13 protein-coding genes and 1 pseudogene are annotated in these 18,197 nt (G+C 71.2%); 11 read left to right on the plus strand and 3 right to left on the minus strand.

Annotated features, from left to right (window positions below; translation table 11 throughout):
- Positions 1–27: 27 nt before the first annotated feature.
- Both ABZ371_RS01160 and ABZ371_RS01165 read left to right on the plus strand, forming a co-directional pair.
- Positions 28–615, plus strand: coding sequence for a TetR/AcrR family transcriptional regulator (locus ABZ371_RS01160; protein WP_358672494.1), 588 nt, complete (start codon positions 28–30; stop codon positions 613–615).
- Positions 616–736: 121 nt separating this feature from the next.
- Positions 737–1,444 (plus strand): type 1 glutamine amidotransferase domain-containing protein, encoded by a 708-nt coding sequence (locus ABZ371_RS01165; protein ID WP_358672495.1) that lies wholly within the window; start codon positions 737–739, stop codon positions 1,442–1,444.
- Positions 1,445–1,690: 246 nt separating this feature from the next.
- Here the strand turns inward: ABZ371_RS01165 and ABZ371_RS01170 are convergent, their stop codons facing one another.
- Positions 1,691–2,314 (minus strand): LysE family translocator, encoded by a 624-nt coding sequence (locus ABZ371_RS01170; RefSeq protein ID WP_358672496.1) that lies wholly within the window; start codon positions 2,312–2,314, stop codon positions 1,691–1,693.
- Positions 2,315–3,318: 1,004 nt separating this feature from the next.
- Here ABZ371_RS01170 and ABZ371_RS01175 point away from each other — a divergent pair.
- On the plus strand, positions 3,319–4,581 hold the full coding sequence (locus ABZ371_RS01175; RefSeq protein WP_358672497.1) for a DUF6357 family protein: 1,263 nt from the start codon (positions 3,319–3,321) through the stop codon (positions 4,579–4,581).
- Positions 4,582–4,958: 377 nt separating this feature from the next.
- The gene (locus tag ABZ371_RS01180; RefSeq protein WP_358672498.1) at positions 4,959–5,936 is read left to right on the plus strand and encodes an SDR family oxidoreductase; all 978 of its coding nucleotides are present in this window, start codon (positions 4,959–4,961) and stop codon (positions 5,934–5,936) included.
- Here the strand turns inward: ABZ371_RS01180 and ABZ371_RS01185 are convergent.
- A complete protein-coding gene (locus ABZ371_RS01185) occupies positions 5,927–6,985 on the minus strand; it encodes a YafY family protein (protein ID WP_358672499.1) in 1,059 nt (352 codons plus the stop codon). The genes ABZ371_RS01180 and ABZ371_RS01185 overlap by 10 nt on opposite strands.
- A 504-nt stretch (positions 6,986–7,489) precedes the next feature.
- Here ABZ371_RS01185 and ABZ371_RS01190 point away from each other — a divergent pair.
- The 6 genes and pseudogenes from ABZ371_RS01190 (at position 7,490) to ABZ371_RS01215 (ending at position 15,345) form a co-directional block, all read left to right on the plus strand.
- Entirely contained in the window at positions 7,490–8,245 is a 756-nt protein-coding gene (locus ABZ371_RS01190) for a (5-formylfuran-3-yl)methyl phosphate synthase (protein ID WP_358672500.1), read from the plus strand.
- 8 nt (positions 8,246–8,253) lie between these two features.
- Positions 8,254–9,671, plus strand: a pseudogene (locus tag ABZ371_RS01195) (aldehyde dehydrogenase family protein).
- Between the two features lie 2 nt (positions 9,672–9,673).
- Positions 9,674–10,780: an NAD(P)-dependent alcohol dehydrogenase gene (locus ABZ371_RS01200; RefSeq protein ID WP_358672513.1), complete on the plus strand. Its 1,107-nt coding sequence runs from the start codon at positions 9,674–9,676 to the stop codon at positions 10,778–10,780.
- Positions 10,781–10,861: 81 nt separating this feature from the next.
- On the plus strand, positions 10,862–11,767 hold the full coding sequence (locus tag ABZ371_RS01205) for a class I SAM-dependent methyltransferase (protein WP_358672501.1): 906 nt from the start codon (positions 10,862–10,864) through the stop codon (positions 11,765–11,767).
- 1,029 nt (positions 11,768–12,796) lie between these two features.
- Positions 12,797–13,207, plus strand: coding sequence for a hypothetical protein (locus ABZ371_RS01210; protein ID WP_358672502.1), 411 nt, complete (start codon positions 12,797–12,799; stop codon positions 13,205–13,207).
- Positions 13,208–13,377: 170 nt separating this feature from the next.
- Positions 13,378–15,345 carry a tetratricopeptide repeat protein gene (locus ABZ371_RS01215; protein ID WP_358672514.1) on the plus strand — a complete coding sequence of 656 codons (1,968 nt, stop codon included), beginning with the start codon at positions 13,378–13,380 and terminating at the stop codon, positions 15,343–15,345.
- Between the two features lie 666 nt (positions 15,346–16,011).
- On the opposite strand, the gene ABZ371_RS01220 is transcribed toward ABZ371_RS01215, so the two are convergent.
- Positions 16,012–16,902 carry a helix-turn-helix transcriptional regulator gene (locus ABZ371_RS01220; protein WP_358672503.1) on the minus strand — a complete coding sequence of 297 codons (891 nt, stop codon included), beginning with the start codon at positions 16,900–16,902 and terminating at the stop codon, positions 16,012–16,014.
- A 268-nt stretch (positions 16,903–17,170) separates the two neighbouring features.
- Between ABZ371_RS01220 and ABZ371_RS01225 the strand changes: the two genes are divergently transcribed.
- Complete coding sequence (locus tag ABZ371_RS01225) at positions 17,171–18,187, plus strand: zinc-dependent alcohol dehydrogenase family protein (RefSeq protein WP_358672504.1); 1,017 nt, start codon at positions 17,171–17,173, stop codon at positions 18,185–18,187.
- Positions 18,188–18,197 lie beyond the last annotated feature (10 nt).

The raw sequence follows: 18,197 nt of genomic DNA on the forward strand, positions 1-18,197 counted from the left end.
CGGTCTAGTCGGCGATAGGATGGAACCATGCCAGCCACTCAGGGCGACACCCGCCGAAGCATTCTCGACACGGCCCAGCGGATCATGTCCCACAAGGGCTTCGCCGCAGTGGGGATCAACGAGGTCCTCTCCGCGGCCGGAGTGCCCAAGGGGTCCTTCTACCACTACTTCAACTCCAAGGACGCCTTCGGCGAGGCGATGATGCGGTCGTACTTCACCGACTACCTCGCGGACATGGACCGCGTCCTCGCCGCGCCGGGCCTCACCTCGGCGCAGCGGCTGATGAACTACTGGCAGGCCTGGCGCGAGACGCAGAGCGTCGACGAATGCCAGGGGAAATGCCTGGCCGTGAAGCTCGGCGCGGAGGTCTCCGACCTGTCGGAGTCGATGCGGCTCGCACTGAAGGACGGCACCACCGCCATCGTCGACCGACTCGAACGGGCGATCACCGCCGGCCTGGAGGACGGCTCGCTCGCGGTCGACGACGACGCCCGCACCACCGCGCAGGTCCTGTACGACATGTGGCTCGGCGCGAGCGTCATGGCCAAGATCCACCGCGATGCAGGCCCCCTGGCCACCACGACGACGGTCACCCGCCGGCTTCTGCACCTGTAGCACTCACGCCATCCCGGCCCATCCACCACGCCTCGCGTCCGCGCGGCTTGCTCGACACTCATAGACGACCGGTCTAATTATTGTGAGACGACTGGTCTACTCAACCGAAGGAGCAGTAACCATGAAGGTCCTCATCGTCCTGACCTCGCACGACGAGCTCGGCACCACCGGCAGGAAGACCGGCTTCTGGCTGGAGGAACTGGCCGCCCCCTACTACCGCTTCAAGGACGCCGGCATCGACCTCGTCCTCGCCTCGCCGAAGGGCGGCCGCCCGCCACTGGATCCCAAGAGCAACGAGCCGGCCAACCGGACCGACGAGACCCGCCGCTTCGAGGCCGACCCCGAGGCCATGGACGCCCTCGCTCACACCGTCCGTCTCGACACCGTCTCCGTCGACGACTTCGACACCGTCTTCTACCCCGGCGGTCACGGTCCCCTGTGGGATCTGGCCGAGGACGCCACCTCCGTCCGCCTGATCGAGACCACCCTGCGCGCCGGCAAGCCGCTCGCCCTGGTCTGCCACGCCCCCGGTGTCCTGCGGCACGCGGTGAACGCGGACGGATCACCGCTGGTGCGGGGCAAGAAGGTCACCGGGTTCACCAACAGCGAGGAGGAGGGGGTCCAGCTCACCGAGGTGGTTCCCTTCCTGGTCGAGGACGAGCTCGTGCGGCTCGGCGGCGACTACTCCAAGGGTGCGGACTGGGCGCCGTACGTCCTGAGGGACGGCCTGCTGATCACCGGGCAGAACCCCGCCTCCTCCGGCCCGACCGCCGACGCGCTCATCGAGCTCGCCACCCGGACCGCCGTCCCCGGCCGGTCCGGCGTGTGAGCGCCTACGCCGTACTGCGGCGCGAGCAGCTCGATGACCCCGCCGGACCGGAGGCCTGCACGGCTCTGGCCCGGCGGGCCCGCGAGGGCGACCCGACCACCCCCGTCGTCGGGTACAGCGCGATCCGGACACCGGGGGCGAGCCGTTCGACGGCGTCCCCATCCACCGGTACCCACCGCCGAGGCGGTGGACGCAGGCTGCGTGCGTCCCGCCCGCTGTCGCTGACTCACCGTAGGAGACGTCGCCCTAGGCCAGAAGGATCTCGACGGAGATCACCACCGCCAGCACGACATAGACAGTGCACGCGACATAATTCAGTACAGCAGTCGAATTCGTCGAGCCGGTGAGTCGCGCATGGAAGGATCCGGACAACAACCCGATGCCGCCGTAAAGAATTACCTCCATCAGCACATTGATCGCACCGAGAACGGCCATCTGCAGTTCGGGATCATCCGCACTCCCCATGAACTGCGGTAGCACCGCGAGGAAGAACAGGATCACTTTCGGGTTCGCCAGACTGACCAACACCCCGCGGAGATACCATCTGCCTGTTTTGATGTCGCCGTGCCCGCTGATCGCCCGACGCGCACTTCGCATCGTCGAGTAGGCCAACCACAACAGGTACACCGCGCCGAATATCCTGACCGCATCAAGCACGGCTGGGTGCGATCGAGCGATCTCACCCAGCCCGGCGACAACGGCTGCGGCATAGACGGCCATACCGGTGCCGATGCCCAGGATGGCTTTGAACGCGGAGCGACGGCCCCCCTCAAGACCCACTGCGAGCATGTAGGCCATGTCGGGCCCGGGCGGCGCGAGGAAAAGAAGAATTACCGCAACGTAGCCCGGTATGACCGCTAAATCCACCATCGTCAATTACCTCCGCCTTGGGCATGGCTGGCCAGGTGCTGCGCGATGTCGGCCGTGATCCATCCGCGCCGAGTCACCCTGCCGGTGGCCGGACACCTGCCTCTGACCTTGTGTCACATGCCGCTGATCTTGTGTCGTACTGCGCCTTCCCCAGGTCGACACGGAACCACCTTCGTCGCTCTGACATGTTGATCCTTCAGGCGGCGACCAGCTGCTCCGGTTCCGTACCTCCGACGTGATTCCCTGTGTTTTGCCCGGGCAAGGTACTGCCGGCCGGCTTCACGGGAACACTGTCGGAGCGCGCCGGTGAGACGCTGGAGCGAATTCCTGCGCCTTCTCGGCTCGCGAACTGGTCGGCGGGCGGCCGCCGGTCCGGCGGTCGACTCATGTTGCCGGAACAGGCTGGATCGCCTTGCCGTCCGGAGGCGGTCGCAGAAGGTCGGAGAGGGATGCTGGACTCCTCTCCTGTCGAACATGGTCCCGGCGTGATCTCCGCCGACGTGACCGGCCTCCTTACGGGAGAGCGAGATAGGCGCATTCCCTGGTGCAGCATCGCCTACCTGCCGAACTGCCTTCTTCGCGGACTGCCTTCTGCGACACCGGCCTTCTTCGACACCAGCCGGGAAACACGGGAAAAAATGCGACGCGAACACTTGAGGACATCGCGAGAAGGCAGCTCGCCACCTACCACCTCGCCGACAAGCGCACCGACCGAGGCCCGCCGTGGGCCCAGGCTCTCCTGCCCGCGGCAGTCGGCCCGGCGTCCGCCCGTGTCGCCCCGCCCCACCCAGCGCTGTGCTCACACAGCCAAGAAGGCCCCGGCTGAGCGACCCGGATGACCACGCCATCCGCCGTCCTACGGTGGACCTGCCACCCTGCCACCCCATGCGTCTCGTTGCCGGTGCTCGCTGCCGACCTCCGGCGTTGGCCGTACGCGCACGCCAGGCGCGGGCGCGCACTACGCGATGGTCTCGTCGGACGGGGTCGTGAGAAAGACTGAGTCCATGAGAGACATCGTGTTCACACGCGAGAGCGGCTGGATCCCGAACGTGATCCGCGAGAACGGCGAGCTGAAGCTCATGCTCGGTGCCGGGGCCGACGCCAACCATGAGCCTCGCACGTTCACGTTCCCGATCGGGGAAGCCCATCTTGCGGTGATCCGGGAGGACCTGGCCAGACACCTGCTGCTGTGGAGCGCGGTCCTTCCGATGTGCGACGCCGCCGGGACCCGGGGCCGGCTCGACGAGAACGCTGCCGTCGCGCTCCTGGACCCGGTACTCCTGGCCGCGCCGGCGGACGTCGACGCGTTCTTCCGACGCATACGGTGGGACAGGGGCCGGCTCATCGCCCATGGAGCTGACGTCCGCCTGCTCGAGCGCGGTCAGGTCCACGCGGCGATGCGCGCGGCGACAGAGACGTCCGACGGCAAGCGGGCTCAGGAGTACCACGCGGACCGCCGTCGCGCCGAGCGCGGAACCGTACTCGGCCCACTCGACGCCGCGATCCTCCGGTACACGGGTCAGTACGTGCATGGCGCGACGGTGCCGAGGCGGGTGCCGGATGCCGTCGACCCCGCGATGCTGCCCGAGGTGATACGCGTGATCGCCACCGCGGAGCACGCGTGCGCCGGGATGCGGATCGGCCGCGACCCGCGACGGGGAAAACGCGCCACGGACAAGGGCGACTGGAATCGGATGGCGACGACGGTTGACACGGCCGTGCGCCGCGCACACCCCGGGCTCGTCGAGGACGCGGTGCGTACGGTGAGCTTCCTGATGTGCTCCGAGGCCGCGGCCCGTGCCAGGAACACGCCCGCGGAGGGTGACGAGGAGGCTGTCGCTGACCGCGCCGGTTCCGGTGAGGGTGCGAGGAAGACACGTCTGTCGTTCACCGACGACAAGGGTGTTGAGAAGAAGTGGGGTCCGGGCGATGCCCGCACAGCCACCGCGGAGTTCTGGGAGTTCGTCGGTGATCGCTCTGCCGCGGACAACGAAGTGTTCACCATCGAGGACGAGGAGCTGGGCGAAGGGATCCAGCTCCACTTCTACGCGGATTCGATCGCCCGCATCACGACGCTGCGCAAGGGTGACGGTGGGGCGGACCCGGAGTACCGGGTCGAGTACAGCCTGGTCGACGGGCTCGGCGGCTACCGCGACCTGGTGCGCACCTTCGTCCGCGATGGCTGTGCCGCACTCGAACAGCACGGCTCCTGGATATCGGATGCCGCCGAGTTCGAACGCGCGCGTCGGCGACGCGACGCCGAGTAGTCCCCGCCGGGGGCCGCGCACGCGCCGTCCAGGAAACCTGCGGAAGCGCGGGAGCGAAGGTTCGAGCGATGGCGCCTTCGACCTCTCCGACCTCGCGCGCACCGACCGGAACGCCGGGGAACGGGTGCAGCCGATGGCCGGTTCTCGTTCGGTGACGGTGCGGGAGCGCGCCTCCGACGGAGTGCGGCCGACGGGCCTCGCCCGCTGTCCTCCGGTGCCGGCGACCCGGCCGCACGGGCCGGGGGCTGAGCGTGCCGACGGCCCGCAGGTGGGCGATGCCTGCGCCCACCTGTGGTGTTCGCGCTGGGGTGGGATCACGCGCGACACCCTGTAAAAGGTGACGTGTTCTGTCAGGATTGGCATGAACGATGGATGGCATGAGGAACGAGGACACCACCATCCAGAACATCCAGGACACCGCGCCGGCCGGCCCGGCGGGTCCGCTGACGGGGCGGATCGCACTCGTGGCGGGTGCTACGCGCGGGGCGGGACGGGCTCAGGCGGTGGAGCTGGGCCGGGCCGGTGCCACCGTGTACGTCACCGGCCGCACCACCCGGGCCCGGGCCAGCGAGGTCGGCCGGACCACCGAGACCATCGAGGAGACCGGCGAACTCGTCACCGCGGCGGGGGGCACCGGGATCGCGGTGCCCACCGATCACCTCGACGAAGCCCAGGTACGTGCCCTGGCCCAGCAGATCGACCGGGAGCACGGGCGGCTCGACATCCTCGTCAATGACCTGTGGGGCGGTGAGCACCTCCTGGTCACGTCGGTGTTCGGGAAGAAGAGCTGGGAGACGCCGCTCGCCGACGGCCTGCGGATCCTGGAGCTCGGTGCGCGCAGTCATGTGATCACGGCGGCCCTGCTGCTGCCGCTGCTGATCCGTTCCGACGCACCCCTGCACGTGGAGGTCACCGACGGCACCGCGCGCTTCAACCGCCGTTACCGGGAGAACATGTACTACGACCTGGCGAAGAACGCCCCGATCCGTCTCGCGTTCGGGCTGGGTCAGGAGCTGGCCGAGTACGGGGGCACGGCGGTCGCGGTCTCGCCGGGCTTCCTGCGCTCGGAGCAGATGCTCTCCCACTTCGGTGTGGGCGAGGAGAACTGGCACGACGCCATCGCCCAGGAGCCGGGGTTCGCGATCGCCGAGTCACCTCACTACCTGGCACGTACGGTAGCGGCGCTGGCCGCCGACCCGGACCGTGCGAAGCGGTGGAACGGCAGGTCCACCTCCAGTGCGGAACTCGCCCGGGCGTACGGAGTGACGGACGTGGACGGCAGTCAGCCGGACGCCTGGGCGTACTTCGAGGACGAGGCCCGCGGCAAGGGAGGTTCTCCCGAGGACTACCGCTGATCCCCGGCTTCGTCGGTTCCCGTGCCCTGCGGGCAGGCGCGGTAGAGGGCGGCCAGGGCTCCGGCACGCTCACGGAAACGGGTGCGCAGGCTGTCCGGAGCCAGCACCTCGGCGTCCGCGCCGAGCCGGGCCAGCTGGTCGAAGGCGACGTCCTCGGACTCCACCGGCAGGTCGAGGGTGACCAGGCCGGCGGGGTCCGGGGCACTCGCGGAGGCCAGCGCGTCCGGGACGGCGGCCCCGTCCACGACGTCCGGCAGTCGTCGCAGCCCCCGGTCGGTCAGCCGGACGGTGACGGTGGTCCGCAGCAGGGTGCGGGCGAAGGCGGCCGAGCGGGCCTCCCAGTGCGCGGCCAGCTCGAAGGCCGGGTCACGCACGAACGGACCCGCTGCCCCGGGGGCGGGGTCGACGGCGGTGATCCGGTCGACACGGTAGGTGCGCCACCCGCCGTCGTCGCCCGCCCGCCCATCGGGGGTGCGGGCCACGGCGTACCAGGTACCGGCCTTCAGCACGAGCCCGTACGGTTCCACCACCCGCGTCACCACGCGGGACGGTGCGCCGTCCCGTCCCCGCTGCGCGTAAGACAACTCGACGGCGCGATCCGCCCGTACCGCGCGGGCCAACTCGGGCAGCAGGTGTGGGGTGGCGGGTTCGCGGAACCAGGCCGGGGCGTCGAGGTGGAAACGGCGCACCGAGGACTCGGCGGCCTGACGTACCGACGGGAGCAGGGTCGCGGTCAGTTTCAGTCGGGCGGTCTCCGCGGCGTCCGACAGCCCCAGGTCCCGCAACGCCGAGGGCAGACCGGACAGGAACAGCGTCTCCGCCTCGCTGGGGTGGAGCGTGGTGAGCCGGGTCCGGTATCCCGCGGCGAGGAAGTACCCACCCACCCGGCCCCGCTCCGACCGGACGGGAATGCCGGCCTCCTGCAACGCCTGGGCGTCGCGGATCACGGTCCGCTCGGAGACCTCCAGTTCACCGGCGAGAGCGGCCGCGGTCAGACCGGGGTTCGACTGGAGCAGGAGAGCCATACGGATCAGGCGGGAGGCGCGCATCCCTCCAGGATCACCGACCCGGCCGGCGAACGGAATCCCCGGCCGGCTGCGGCCCACCGGGACGGCTCGGTGGCAGGGCGGGTGGTGGCCCGGGCTGCGGGAGCGGTGGGTCAGCCGTGCGGTGAGGAGGGTGACGGTTGCCGGCGGTACGAGCGTGCCGGCCGACTCGGTCAGCTCGCCCGTCCCGGAGGGTGACCGTGCCCCGGCCCCGGTGCCCGTTCGCCGCCCACCCGGCCCGTGCCTGCCGGCGCAGGCCGCCACCGCCACCGGGTTCGGTCACCCGCTCCACACGGGGGACACCAGATGGACGAAAGGTGACCAGTGGGGTTGCTTTGCTGCGTTATGCACGGCGCACCGTGGGTGGGTCCGAGCACCCAATAGGCACTGTGCGCGCCCTCCCGGTTCTCCTGAGTGACGGAAATGATGAGCGCACCGCACACGAACCAGGTGATCCGCGGTCCCCTGATCCACGGCCGGGCGGACCGGCGGCGGAAGGAGTTCACGGTGTTGCTTCTCATCTCCCCGGACGGTGTCGAAGAGGCCCTCGACTGCGCGAAGGCGGCGGAGCACCTCGACATCGTCGACGTCAAGAAACCCGACGAGGGCTCGCTCGGCGCGAACTTCCCCTGGGTCATCCGCGAGATCCGTGACACGGTACCGGCGGACAAGCCGGTGTCCGCGACCGTGGGGGATGTCCCGTACAAACCGGGCACGGTGGCGCAGGCCGCACTGGGCGCGGTCGTGTCGGGGGCCACGTATATCAAGGTCGGCCTCTACGGTTGCACGACGCCGGACCAGGGCATCGCGGTCATGCGTGCGGTCGTCCGCGCGGTGAAGGACCACCGCCCCGACGCGCTCGTCGTCGCCTCCGGCTACGCCGACGCCCATCGGATCGGCTGCGTCAACCCGCTCGCGCTGCCCGACATCGCCGCCCGCTCCGGCGCTGACGCCGCCATGCTCGACACCGCGATCAAGGACGGGACACGGCTGTTCGACCACGTGCCGCCCGACGTCTGCGCCGAGTTCGTCCGGCTGTCCCACGCCGCCGGCCTGCTGGCCGCCCTCGCCGGCAGTGTCAGGCACGCCGACCTCGGCCCACTGACCCGCATCGGCACGGACATCGTCGGGGTGCGCGGAGCGGTCTGCGAGGGCGGCGACCGCAACGCCGGACGGATCCGGCCACACCTGGTGGCCTCCTTCCGGGCGGAGATGGACAGGCAGGCCCGGGAGCTCGCGGCCGACATCGCCGCAGCGAGCTGACCACGGGCATGCCGTTCTCCGAGCCCGGGCGTGAGCCCGACCGCGTCCCCGGGCGGTGTTCCGCGCGTCTCACCGTCGTGGACCCGGCCACCGGGGAGGTCTTCGACGACGTCCCCGATCAGCAGCCGGCCGCCCTGGACTCCGTCATCGACCGTGCCGGCCGGGCCTGGCGCAGTTGGCGTGCCGACGCCGCGGCCCGCACCACCGCGCTGCGCGCCGCGGCCGACGCCGTGGAGGTGGCCGGCGACGAACTCGCCCGGCTGCTCACCCGGGAACAGGGCAAGCCCCTGGCCGAGTCGCATGCGGAGATCGCCCGCACGGCGGCCCGCCTGCGCTACTTCGCCGACCTGGCCCCCAGGCCCCGGCGGATCACCGACGGCCGGCCCGTACACAGCGAGATCCGCTGGCGATCCCTCGGGCCCGTCGCCGCGATCGTGCCGTGGAACTTCCCCCTCCAGCTCGCGGCGGCGAAGTTCGCGCCCGCCCTCGCGGCGGGCAACACGGTGGTCCTCAAACCATCCCCCTTCACCCCTCTCGCCACCCGGCTGCTCGGTTCCGTCCTCGCGAGCGTCCTGCCGCAGGACGTGCTCACCGTCGTCACCGGCCGGGAACCGCTCGGTGCCCGCCTCGCCTCCCACCCCGGCATCCGCCACGTCACCTTCACCGGTTCGGTGCCCACCGGGCGGGCCGTCGCCGAAGCGGCGGCGTCCTCGCTCGCCCGGGTCACCCTGGAACTGGGCGGCAACGACGCCGCCGTCCTGCTGGACGACGTCGACGTGGACAAGATCGCGGACCGGCTGTTCGAGGCCGCCTTCCGCAACTGCGGGCAGGTCTGCATGGCGGTCAAGCGCGTGTACGCCCCGGCCCGGCTCCACGCCGAGGTCGTCGAAGCCCTCGCCGAGCGCGCCAGGAGCGTCGCCGTCGGGCCCGGCCTCGACCCGGAGACCCGGCTCGGACCGCTCAACACAACGCCCCCCAGCTGGCCAGGGTCGAGGAGATGGTGCAGCGCGCCTTGGCGGACGGCGCCCGGGCGGCGGCCGGCGGTCACCGGCCGGCCGGGCCGGGCTACTTCTTCGCCCCCACGATCCTCACCGACGTCCCACCCGACAGCCCGGTGGTGACCCAGGAGCAGTTCGGGCCGGCCCTGCCGGTGCTGCCGTACCGGAGCGTCGACGAAGCCGTCGACGCCGCCAACGGCACCGGCTTCGGGCTGGGGGGCTCCGTATGGGGCACCGACCTCGACAGGGCCGAGGGCGTGGCCGGTCGGCTCGAGTGCGGTACAGCCTGGATCAACCACCACGCCGAGCTGTCGCTCGCCCAGCCCTTCGCGGGCGTCAAGGACAGCGGAGTCGGTGTGGCGGGCGGACCGTGGGGGCTGTACGGCAACCTCCGGCCGTTCGTCGTCCACCGCCCGCGGGAGGCGTGACGGTGAGGTTCCGGGCGGCCGTCCTGCGCTCGTACGGGGATCCGTTCGCGGTCGAGGAGGTGGCCCTGGTAACGGAGCTCGCCGCGGGCGAGGTCCTGGTCCGGATCGCCGGCTGCGGGATGTGCCGGACCGATCTCGCGGTCCGGCGTTCGGCCGGCAGCAGTCCGCTGCCGGCGGTGCTCGGCCACGAAGGGTCCGGAGTCGTGGTGCGGACCGGCGGTGGCCCGGGCACCGGTCTCGCCGTCGGCGACCACGTCGTGCTGAGCTTCGACTCCTGCGGGCACTGTCGCAACTGCCGCGGCGCGGCCCCTGCCTACTGCGACTCCTTCGCCTCCCTCAACCTGTTCGGAGGACGTGCGGAGGACGTGCCACGGCTCACCGACGCGGCCGGTGCGGCGCTGGCCCCCCGGTGGTTCGGCCAGTCCTCCTTCGCCGAGTACGCGCTCGTCTCGGCCCGCAACGCCGTCCGGGTCGACTCCGCGCTGCCTGTCGAACTGCTCGGGCCGCTCGGCTGCGGCTTCCTCACCGGCGCCGGAGCCGTGCTGAACACCTTCGCCGCCGGACCGGGCGACACCCTCGTCGTCGTCGGGGCGGGAGCCGTGGGCCTGGCCGCGGTGATGGCGGCCGGCGCGGTCGGCGCACCGACCGTGGCCGTCGACCGGCATCCCCGGCGGCTGGCCCTGGCCGAACGCTTCGGCGCGATCCCGCTCGCCGCCGACACGGCAGGACTGGCCGAGCGGATCCGGCGGCTCACCGGCGGCGGCGCGCAGTACGCACTCGACACGACGGCCTGCGCCCCCCTCATCAACGAGACGCTCCGGGCCTTGCGTCCCACCGGGAGTCTCGGCCTGGTGGCACGGCTCCACACGGCGCTGCCGCTCGAACCGGGCACGCTCGACCGGGGCCGCAGCATCCGCCACATCTGCGAAGGGGACGCCGTCCCCGGACTGCTGATTCCGCTCCTGACCCGGCTCTGGCAGGCGGGACGCTTCCCCTTCGACCAGCTCATCCGCACCTATCCGCTGGCCGACATCAATCAGGCCGAGCGCGACTGCGACGCCGGCCGGGTGGTCAAACCCGTCCTGCTACCGGCCGGCAGGAGCCGCTGAGCACGGCACACCGCACCCGTTCACCCAGCCCGCCCGACGAGCAGGAAGCTCGCGGCCGACACTCCCGCCGACGGAGGACACATGACTGGCACGGCACCGCAGCGCACCGACGTGGAAGGCGTGGACGGAGGCGTCGGCCTGACCGCCCTCCTGGTCGCCGCGGCGCGGGCGATCGAGACCCATCGCCACGACAGCCTGGCCCAGGACGCCTACGCGGAGCACTTCGTGCGCGCCGCGCCGGCATGCGCGCACTGGCCGGTGCGCATCCAGCAGGTCCCGGACGGTGACGCCAACCCCCTGTGGGGGCGGTTCGCCCGCTACTTCGGGCTGCGGACCAGGGTCCTCGACGACTTCCTGCTCCGGTCGGTCCGGACGGGCACCAGGCAGGTGGTCCTGCTGGGCGCGGGGTTGGACACCCGCGCGTTCCGGCTGGACTGGCCGTCCGGCTGCACGGTCTTCGAGATCGACAGGGCCGGCGTGCTGGATTTCAAGCACCACGTGCTCGATGACCGGGCGGCCGTCCCGAAGGCGAAGCGTGTCCCCGTACCGGTCGACCTGCGCGAGGACTGGGTCAGCGCGCTGACCGCCGCCGGTTTCGACCCGGCCGCACCGAGCGTCTGGCTGGCGGAGGGGCTCCTCTTCTACCTGCCGGCCCCCGCCGAGACGTACCTCATCGACACGGTGGACCGGCTGACCACCGAAGGCAGTGCGTTGGCCTTCGAGGCGAAACTGGAGAAGGACCTGCTGGTGTACCGCGACAGCCCGATCTACACGGCGACACGTGAACAGATCGGGATCGACCTCTTGCACCTCTTCGACGAGGGGCCCCGGCCCGACTCCGCGGGCGCCCTGACGGCCAACGGCTGGTCCACCACGATGTACACGCCCTTCGACTTCACCCGTCGGCACGGCCGCGGACCCCTTCCGGAGCCGAACGACGCGCTCGAGGGGAACCGGTGGGTGTTCGCCCACAAGCCACGGCCATGACACCGCAGCATGCGACGCGACGTTCACTCCGGCCGGGGGCGGGGGCCGCTGCGGACCCCGCCCGGCGGGATGCGTCCGGTGGGAGCGCCGGGTGGGACGCGCCCGGACGCAGGCGGCGGCTCGACGGCGGCCGGACGGTCACCGCACACGCTCGGGACGCCGCTGCACATGCCGTTGCAGACGGCCGGGACACCTGCCCGGCTGGTCGGCCGGGATCCCGGCCATGTGGGGCGCGTGTCAGTCCTTGGTGCAGGCGGCCCGCGCAGCCACGGTGATGGGGTCCGCGGCGTCCCGCAGTTGCGTGTCCGTCACCTGCCTTCTGCGCCCCGTCGATCGCGGGTCTGCCCGGACGGGAGCCTCCCCCACGCCGCGTTGGGACACGCGGCGTCCTGCCGGCCTCGCTGACACGACGAAACCACCACGGTGCCGGCGCTATGCACCGGCCCGTCCCGACCCGGCCGGTGGAGCGGCCATGCCGGAGGGCCGTCCTGGAGAGCCACCCGTTCTCGATCTTCGCTCTGGTGCGAGACGGCCTGCTTCATGAAACGGCTGCTCAATGAATACGTGAGGACAGGTCGGATGCTTTGCCTGGGCCCACCTGACTGCTTCGACGATCCGGTTGGCTCTCGCCCGATCCGGCCGTGACAACTCCGCACCCGGGTGCGGCGTCGGGTCCCCGCGGTACCGGCGGGGAGTTGCGATCTCGCCGTCGCGACGATCACGGAAGAAGTGCGATCTGTCGCCGATCAGCCCGCGTGAACACCCTGCGGCCCCACGGCCGCAAGGTGTTCACGCGCGCCGTTCCCAGTACCGGGTTGAGCGAACGCGAACCGGCACGCAATCGGATGCTGCCGGCTTCCCCTTCGACCTGGTACGCACCCGGCGCGACCTCGACACCACGGGCAGGGCGAGGCGGCCTTCGACCGGGCTCCCGTACGGTCGCACTCCAGGCGGCCGGTCAGCGGGTGCCGGGTGGGGCACGTCTGGCCTAGGGTTGGCGTCACTGCCCACGTCTTCAGGGGGACTTACATGGACGCGGAGATAACACTTCTGGCGAGTACCGCGGGGACGACGCTGATGACTCTCCTCGCGACTGACGCATGGCAGAGCGCCCGGGACGGTCTGCTCGAGATATGGCATCGCGTGCGACCGGACAGGGTGCCGGTCATCTCTGCCGAACTCGCCTCGACTCGAGAGGAGTTGCTCAGGGCCGAAGAGACGGGCGATGCGGAGACGCAGTCGGAGATGAGGGTCGAGTGGCAGGGCCGGATCCGGCGCTTGCTCGGCGCGCATCCTGAGCTGGCGGAGGACCTTCGTGCGCTTCTCGGTGAAGACCCTCCGGACGAGCCGGCGCCGTCCGTGGTCACCCAGCGTGCCACCGCCTCCGGTCATGCACGGGTATACCAGGCAGGCGGGGACATGCACGTGGGGCGGTCGTGACGGAGCGGCAGTACGGTCACGCTGACGGGCAGGGCCGTGTCTATCAGGCGTCCGGTGATCAGTACATCACCGAGCACCATCACCACGGGCGGGCGTGGTCCGGTCCGGACTCGGTGCGGCGGCCGGCCGTCGGCCGGCCGCCGGTCGTCCTTCGCGACCGCGTCGACCTGATGAGCCGGTTACGGGCAGCGGTGGCCGAGGAGACCGCGAGCGCCGTGCTGGTGCTGCACGGACTCGGCGGATGCGGCAAGACTGCCGTGGCGTACACGCTCTTCGAGGAGTGCGTCGCCGGGGGTGAGCGTCTGGGCTTCTGGGTGAACGCCTCCGACCAGACGTCCCTGCGCGCCGGGATGCTCGCGATCGCCGCCGACCGGGGGGCGGGCGAGGGTGAGCTCGTCGCGGCACGCAGTGGCCTTCGCGCCGCGGCGGACCTGGTCTGGGACTACCTGGACCACTCCGACCGCTCCTGGTTGCTCGTCCTGGACAATGCCGACGATCCGGCGGTGCTGCGAGACGGCGGGTGGCTACGGACCAGCGCCCGCGGAACCGTCCTCGTGACCACCCGTCAAGCCGCGGCCCACTGGTGGCCTGCGGCCGACCTGCTGCACGTCGGTGTGCTGCCGCGTAGGGAAGCCGCCGAGGTCCTGTGCGACCTTGCCCCGGATTCCGGGAGTGTCGAGGAGGCGGCTGTGATCGCGGATCGGCTGGGCCGCCTCCCGCTCGCCCTGACCCTGGCCGGCGGGTTCCTCGCCCATCAGGTCATCACTCCGTGGACCATGACCGATTACGGCCGTCACCTCGACGGGGACATGGGAGTCGACCCCATCGATCTGATCGACCAGGGTGCGGTTGTCGGGACGGGTGGCGACTCGCGGCACCTGATCAGCGGCACGTGGCAGCTTTCGATGGACCGGCTCGCGGCCACCGGTCTGCCGGAAGCCGTAAGGCTGCTCCGCCTGCTGGCCTGCTGGTCGAGCGACCCGTTGCCGGTCTCCTTGTTGTCAGGTGTGTCGCTGGGCCCCGGTCTCCGTGCCGCCCGCGTCGAGTCGGCCCTACGGGGCCTGCTCGAGCATTCCCTGACGGACCTCGTCTCCCAGGGTGTCCGGTGCCTGCGTTCTCACGGCGTCCTGCTCGACAGTGTCGCGCGGAGCACGCCGGAGGACGAGCGGGAGCAACTCGTTGCCGAGGCGGCACGGCTCCTGGCTTCCGTTCTTCCGGTGATTCCCGACCGCGGCACCACTGACGACGGGTACGGCCTTCTCTCCCCCCACGTCCTCGCGCTCCTCCGGCGCATACGCGACTGGCCGACCGTGGGGCAGAACACCGCGGAGATCGCGGTGGAATGCGCTGTGCGCCTGGTGACAGCTCTGCACCGATCAGGTGAGTACACGTCCGCGCTCGCTCTGGCGACCCAGGCCCGGCAACTGGCCGAACAACGCCTGGCCAGAGACCACGTCCTCATCCTGGAGCTCAGGAAGCGTGCCGGCAAAAGCGTCTACCGCCTCGGGCGATTCGAAGAAGCAGCCGCCATCCAGCGTGAGGTGCACACCGACAGCGAGCGCGCTCTCGGGCCCACAGCGCTCGCGACACTGGATGCCGGACTCGCCCTTTCTCTTCCGCTGTACCAGTTGGGAAGGACCGCCGAAGCCGTCTCGTTCATGCACCGAGCGAAAGCGGGTCTGACCGACGCTCTGGGACCGTCGCACCCTCTGACCCTCCTCGCGCGATCGCACCTTCTGGAGGTGCCACCAGGGCCCGAGCTGGAAGCCGCTGCCCCGGATGGGCCCCAACTCGTCACCGACTGCCGCCGTGAACTGGGAGCTGATCATTCCATCACCCTGGGGGCCGAACTCAACTGTGCCTACGCCCTGTTCGAGACGGGCCAGGTCACCGAGGCACTCCCCCGCGCGCGCGAGGCGTTCGCCACTTACGAGCGGCGCTTCGGCGCGGACTACCCCATCTCGCTGTCTGCCCGCAGTCTCCTCGCCCTTGCCCTGGCCGCGACCGGCCACCACGAGGAGGCGGTCAGGCACACGGCACTCGTGGTAACGGGGCGGGAGCAGTTGTTCGGTCCCCATCATCCCTGGACGATCGGCGCCCGGGAACAACTCGCAAGGCAGCAGGTAGCAAACGCCTGAAGAGCCCTCCGTCCTACCGGCGCGGAGCCCAGCACCTCGGTGAGCTACGCGCCGGTACTGTGACGCGCGGGCGTGGTCGACGGTGGCATACGCGTGGCGCCCGCCGCTCACGGACGTGCAGCCAGCGGAGCCCGTGCTCGAAGCCCGCTCCTCCACAACGATGCGGCGCTCGTCGCCGGGCGGCCGGCTGACGGGCAGGGCTCTCGTCGGCCTCGCGGGGTGACGCGGCTGAAGCCGTCCGGCCCCACCACCGCACTCCGTGCCGGCTCGTCGCGCGCGGCGCACCTACCGGCCCAGGTCCGGGTGGTCGTCCTTGGGCCGGTAGCCCCACCGGTGCAGTGCCTCCGCGACCTGACGCCCCGCGCGGGCGGCGGCCGGGCCGGGAGTGAACGCCCAGTTGCGGACGCCGCGGTTGCGGATGACGACCGGTGCGCCGGGCGGCGCGTCCTGAAGGCTCCGGGCGCGGGACCTCGACCGGCCCCCCGGGGGTGGTGGAGTCCTGGGCGGTCAGTCGGGGCGGTGTCGCGACACAGCGGCCTCCCGGCGGAAACGGAGGTGCCCATCGCAGGGGCGGGGAACACCCCGGCCTTCATGGGTTTCTCGGTACAGACCGACAGGGCAGCGCGCTCGGAGACCCGCCACGCGCAGCCGGCGACCGGGTGGACGTCAGTCGGTGGGGTGCGGTGTGCGGGCGGGGGCGGGGGACGTGGCGGCCCAGGAGGAGAGGAGGCGGAGACACTCTTCGGAGGCCGATCCGGGCTCCGCCGTGTAGATGGTGAGGGTGAGGCCGGGTTCGGCGGCCATCTCCAGGCCCTCGAAGGCGAGCGTGAGGTCGCCGACGGCGTGGTGGTGGAAGCGTTTGGTACCGGTTCCGTGGTGGCGGACGTTGTGGGTGCCCCAACGGGTGCGGAAGTCGTCGCTCCGGGTGGAGAGCTCACCGACCAGGTCGTGCAGGTCCTTGTCGTACGGGTTGCGTCCGGCTTCGGTGCGCAGGAGGGCGACGGCCGTGTCGGCGAAGAGTTCCCAGTCCGGGTAGAAGCGGCGTGAGGCGGGGTCGAGGAAGTTGAACCGTGCCAGGTTGGCCTGGTTGCCGGGCGAGGCGTAGACGTCTGCGTAGAAGGCGCGGGCGAGCGGGTTGACGGCGAGGATGTCCATGCGGCCGTTGCGGACGAACGCGGGGCCCGCGGTGACGGCGTCCAGTGTCCACTGCAGGCTGCGGTGCGGCCGCCACTGCTCCTGCGTACGCCGCCGGCGGGGCCGGGTGAGGGCGTCGGACCCGTCGGCGGCCCGGGCCAGGTGGAGCAGGTGGGCACGTTCGGCTTCGTCGAGCCGGAGGGCCCGGGCGAGGGCTTCGAGGACGGACGGGGAGACACCGGCGAGGTTGCCGCGCTCGAGCTTGGAGTAGTACTCCACGCTCATGTCGGCCAGGGCGGCGACCTCGCTCCTGCGCAGTCCCGGGACGCGCCGCCGGGGACCTGCGGGCAGTCCGGCTCGCTCGGGGCTGATCTTCGCTCGCCGCGAGGTGAGGAACTCGCGGACCTCGGCACGGTTGTCCATGCCTTCGACGGTACGGCCTGTCCGGCGGCGGAGGGATGTACTGCTGGTACACCCATCGGCAGTGACTCGCTGCCCGTGCGGGACGGGGGTTACCTGGATGACATGGCGCTCGCCGTCCGCCCGTCGTGGCGGGCGGACCGGACGCCGGGCCCGGTCCAGTGGGCGGCGGATTCGCCGTCCGCCAACCAGGGCACCGTCACCCATTCGGCGGCTTGCCGGAACCCCAGGTACCGGCCAGGCCCGCCCCAGCAGGCAAGGAGCCTCACTCATGCGCGGAGCAGTGATCCACGCCCCCGGCGACATACGCTTCGAGACCGTGGAGGACGCCAGGATCCTCCGGCCGACCGACGCCGTGATCCGTACGGCCGTGACCTGCGTGTGCGGCTCGGACCTGTGGCCCTATCGCGGTGCGGAGCCGACGGAGCACGCACACCCCATGGGGCACGAGTACGTCGGCTTCGTGGAGGAGGTCGGGGCCGAGGTCACCTCCGTCCGGCCGGGCCAGTTCGTCGTCGGCTCGTTCGCCACCTCGGACAACACCTGCGCGAACTGCCGCAACGGTTTCCAGTCGAACTGCCTGAACCGCGAGTTCATGTCGACCTGCCAGGCCGAGTACGTCCGCATCCCCAACGCCCAGGGCACCCTCGTCGCGACCGACGAGGTGCCGGACGAGGAGTTCTGGCCCGGGTTGCTGGCCGTCTCCGACGTGATGGGCACCGGCTGGTGGGCCGCGGACGCCGCCGAGGTGAAGCCCGGCTCGACCGCTGTGGTCGTCGGCGACGGCGCGGTCGGCCTGTGCGGGGTGATCGCCGCCAAGGAGATGGGCGCGGAGCGGATCATCGCCATGTCGCGGCACGAGTCCCGCCAGAAGCTGGCGCGCGAGTTCGGCGCCACCGACATCATCGCCGAGCGGGGTGCGGAGGGCGTGGCCCGGATCAAGGAGATGACCGGCGGTATCGGCGCGGACTCCGTGCTGGAGTGCGTCGGCACGGCCCAGGCCATGAGCCAGGCGCTGCACTCCGCCCGGCCCGGCGGCAACGTGGGCTTCGTCGGAGTCCCCCACGAGGTCGCCGTCGACGGACAGGAACTGTTCTTCTCCCACGTCGGCCTGCGCGGCGGACCCGCCCCCGTACGCCGGTACCTGCCCGATCTGATCGACCACGTCCTGACCCGCCGTATCGACCCGGGCAAGGTCTTCGACCTCACCCTGCCCCTGGAGCAGGTCGCCGAGGGCTACCGGGCCATGGACGAGCGCCGCGCCGTCAAGACCCTCCTGAAGCCCTGACGTCCACCCC

Origin of the sequence: Streptomyces sp. NPDC005899 (assembly GCF_040629645.1) — a bacterium.
In the GTDB taxonomy this organism is placed as follows: Bacteria; Actinomycetota; Actinomycetes; order Streptomycetales; family Streptomycetaceae; genus Streptomyces.

Coding starts and splice junctions, on each gene's coding strand:
- ABZ371_RS01210 (WP_358672502.1), top strand. CDS start 12,797: ATGGACGCGGAGATAACACTTCTGGCGAGTACCGCGGGGACGACGCTG.
- ABZ371_RS01225 (WP_358672504.1), top strand. CDS start 17,171: ATGCGCGGAGCAGTGATCCACGCCCCCGGCGACATACGCTTCGAGACC.
- ABZ371_RS01205 (WP_358672501.1), top strand. CDS start 10,862: ATGACTGGCACGGCACCGCAGCGCACCGACGTGGAAGGCGTGGACGGA.
- ABZ371_RS01220 (WP_358672503.1), bottom strand. CDS start 16,902: ATGGACAACCGTGCCGAGGTCCGCGAGTTCCTCACCTCGCGGCGAGCG.
- ABZ371_RS01160 (WP_358672494.1), top strand. CDS start 28: ATGCCAGCCACTCAGGGCGACACCCGCCGAAGCATTCTCGACACGGCC.
- ABZ371_RS01180 (WP_358672498.1), top strand. CDS start 4,959: ATGAGGAACGAGGACACCACCATCCAGAACATCCAGGACACCGCGCCG.
- ABZ371_RS01170 (WP_358672496.1), bottom strand. CDS start 2,314: ATGGTGGATTTAGCGGTCATACCGGGCTACGTTGCGGTAATTCTTCTT.
- ABZ371_RS01185 (WP_358672499.1), bottom strand. CDS start 6,985: ATGCGCGCCTCCCGCCTGATCCGTATGGCTCTCCTGCTCCAGTCGAAC.
- ABZ371_RS01215 (WP_358672514.1), top strand. CDS start 13,378: ATGAGCCGGTTACGGGCAGCGGTGGCCGAGGAGACCGCGAGCGCCGTG.
- ABZ371_RS01165 (WP_358672495.1), top strand. CDS start 737: ATGAAGGTCCTCATCGTCCTGACCTCGCACGACGAGCTCGGCACCACC.
- ABZ371_RS01175 (WP_358672497.1), top strand. CDS start 3,319: ATGAGAGACATCGTGTTCACACGCGAGAGCGGCTGGATCCCGAACGTG.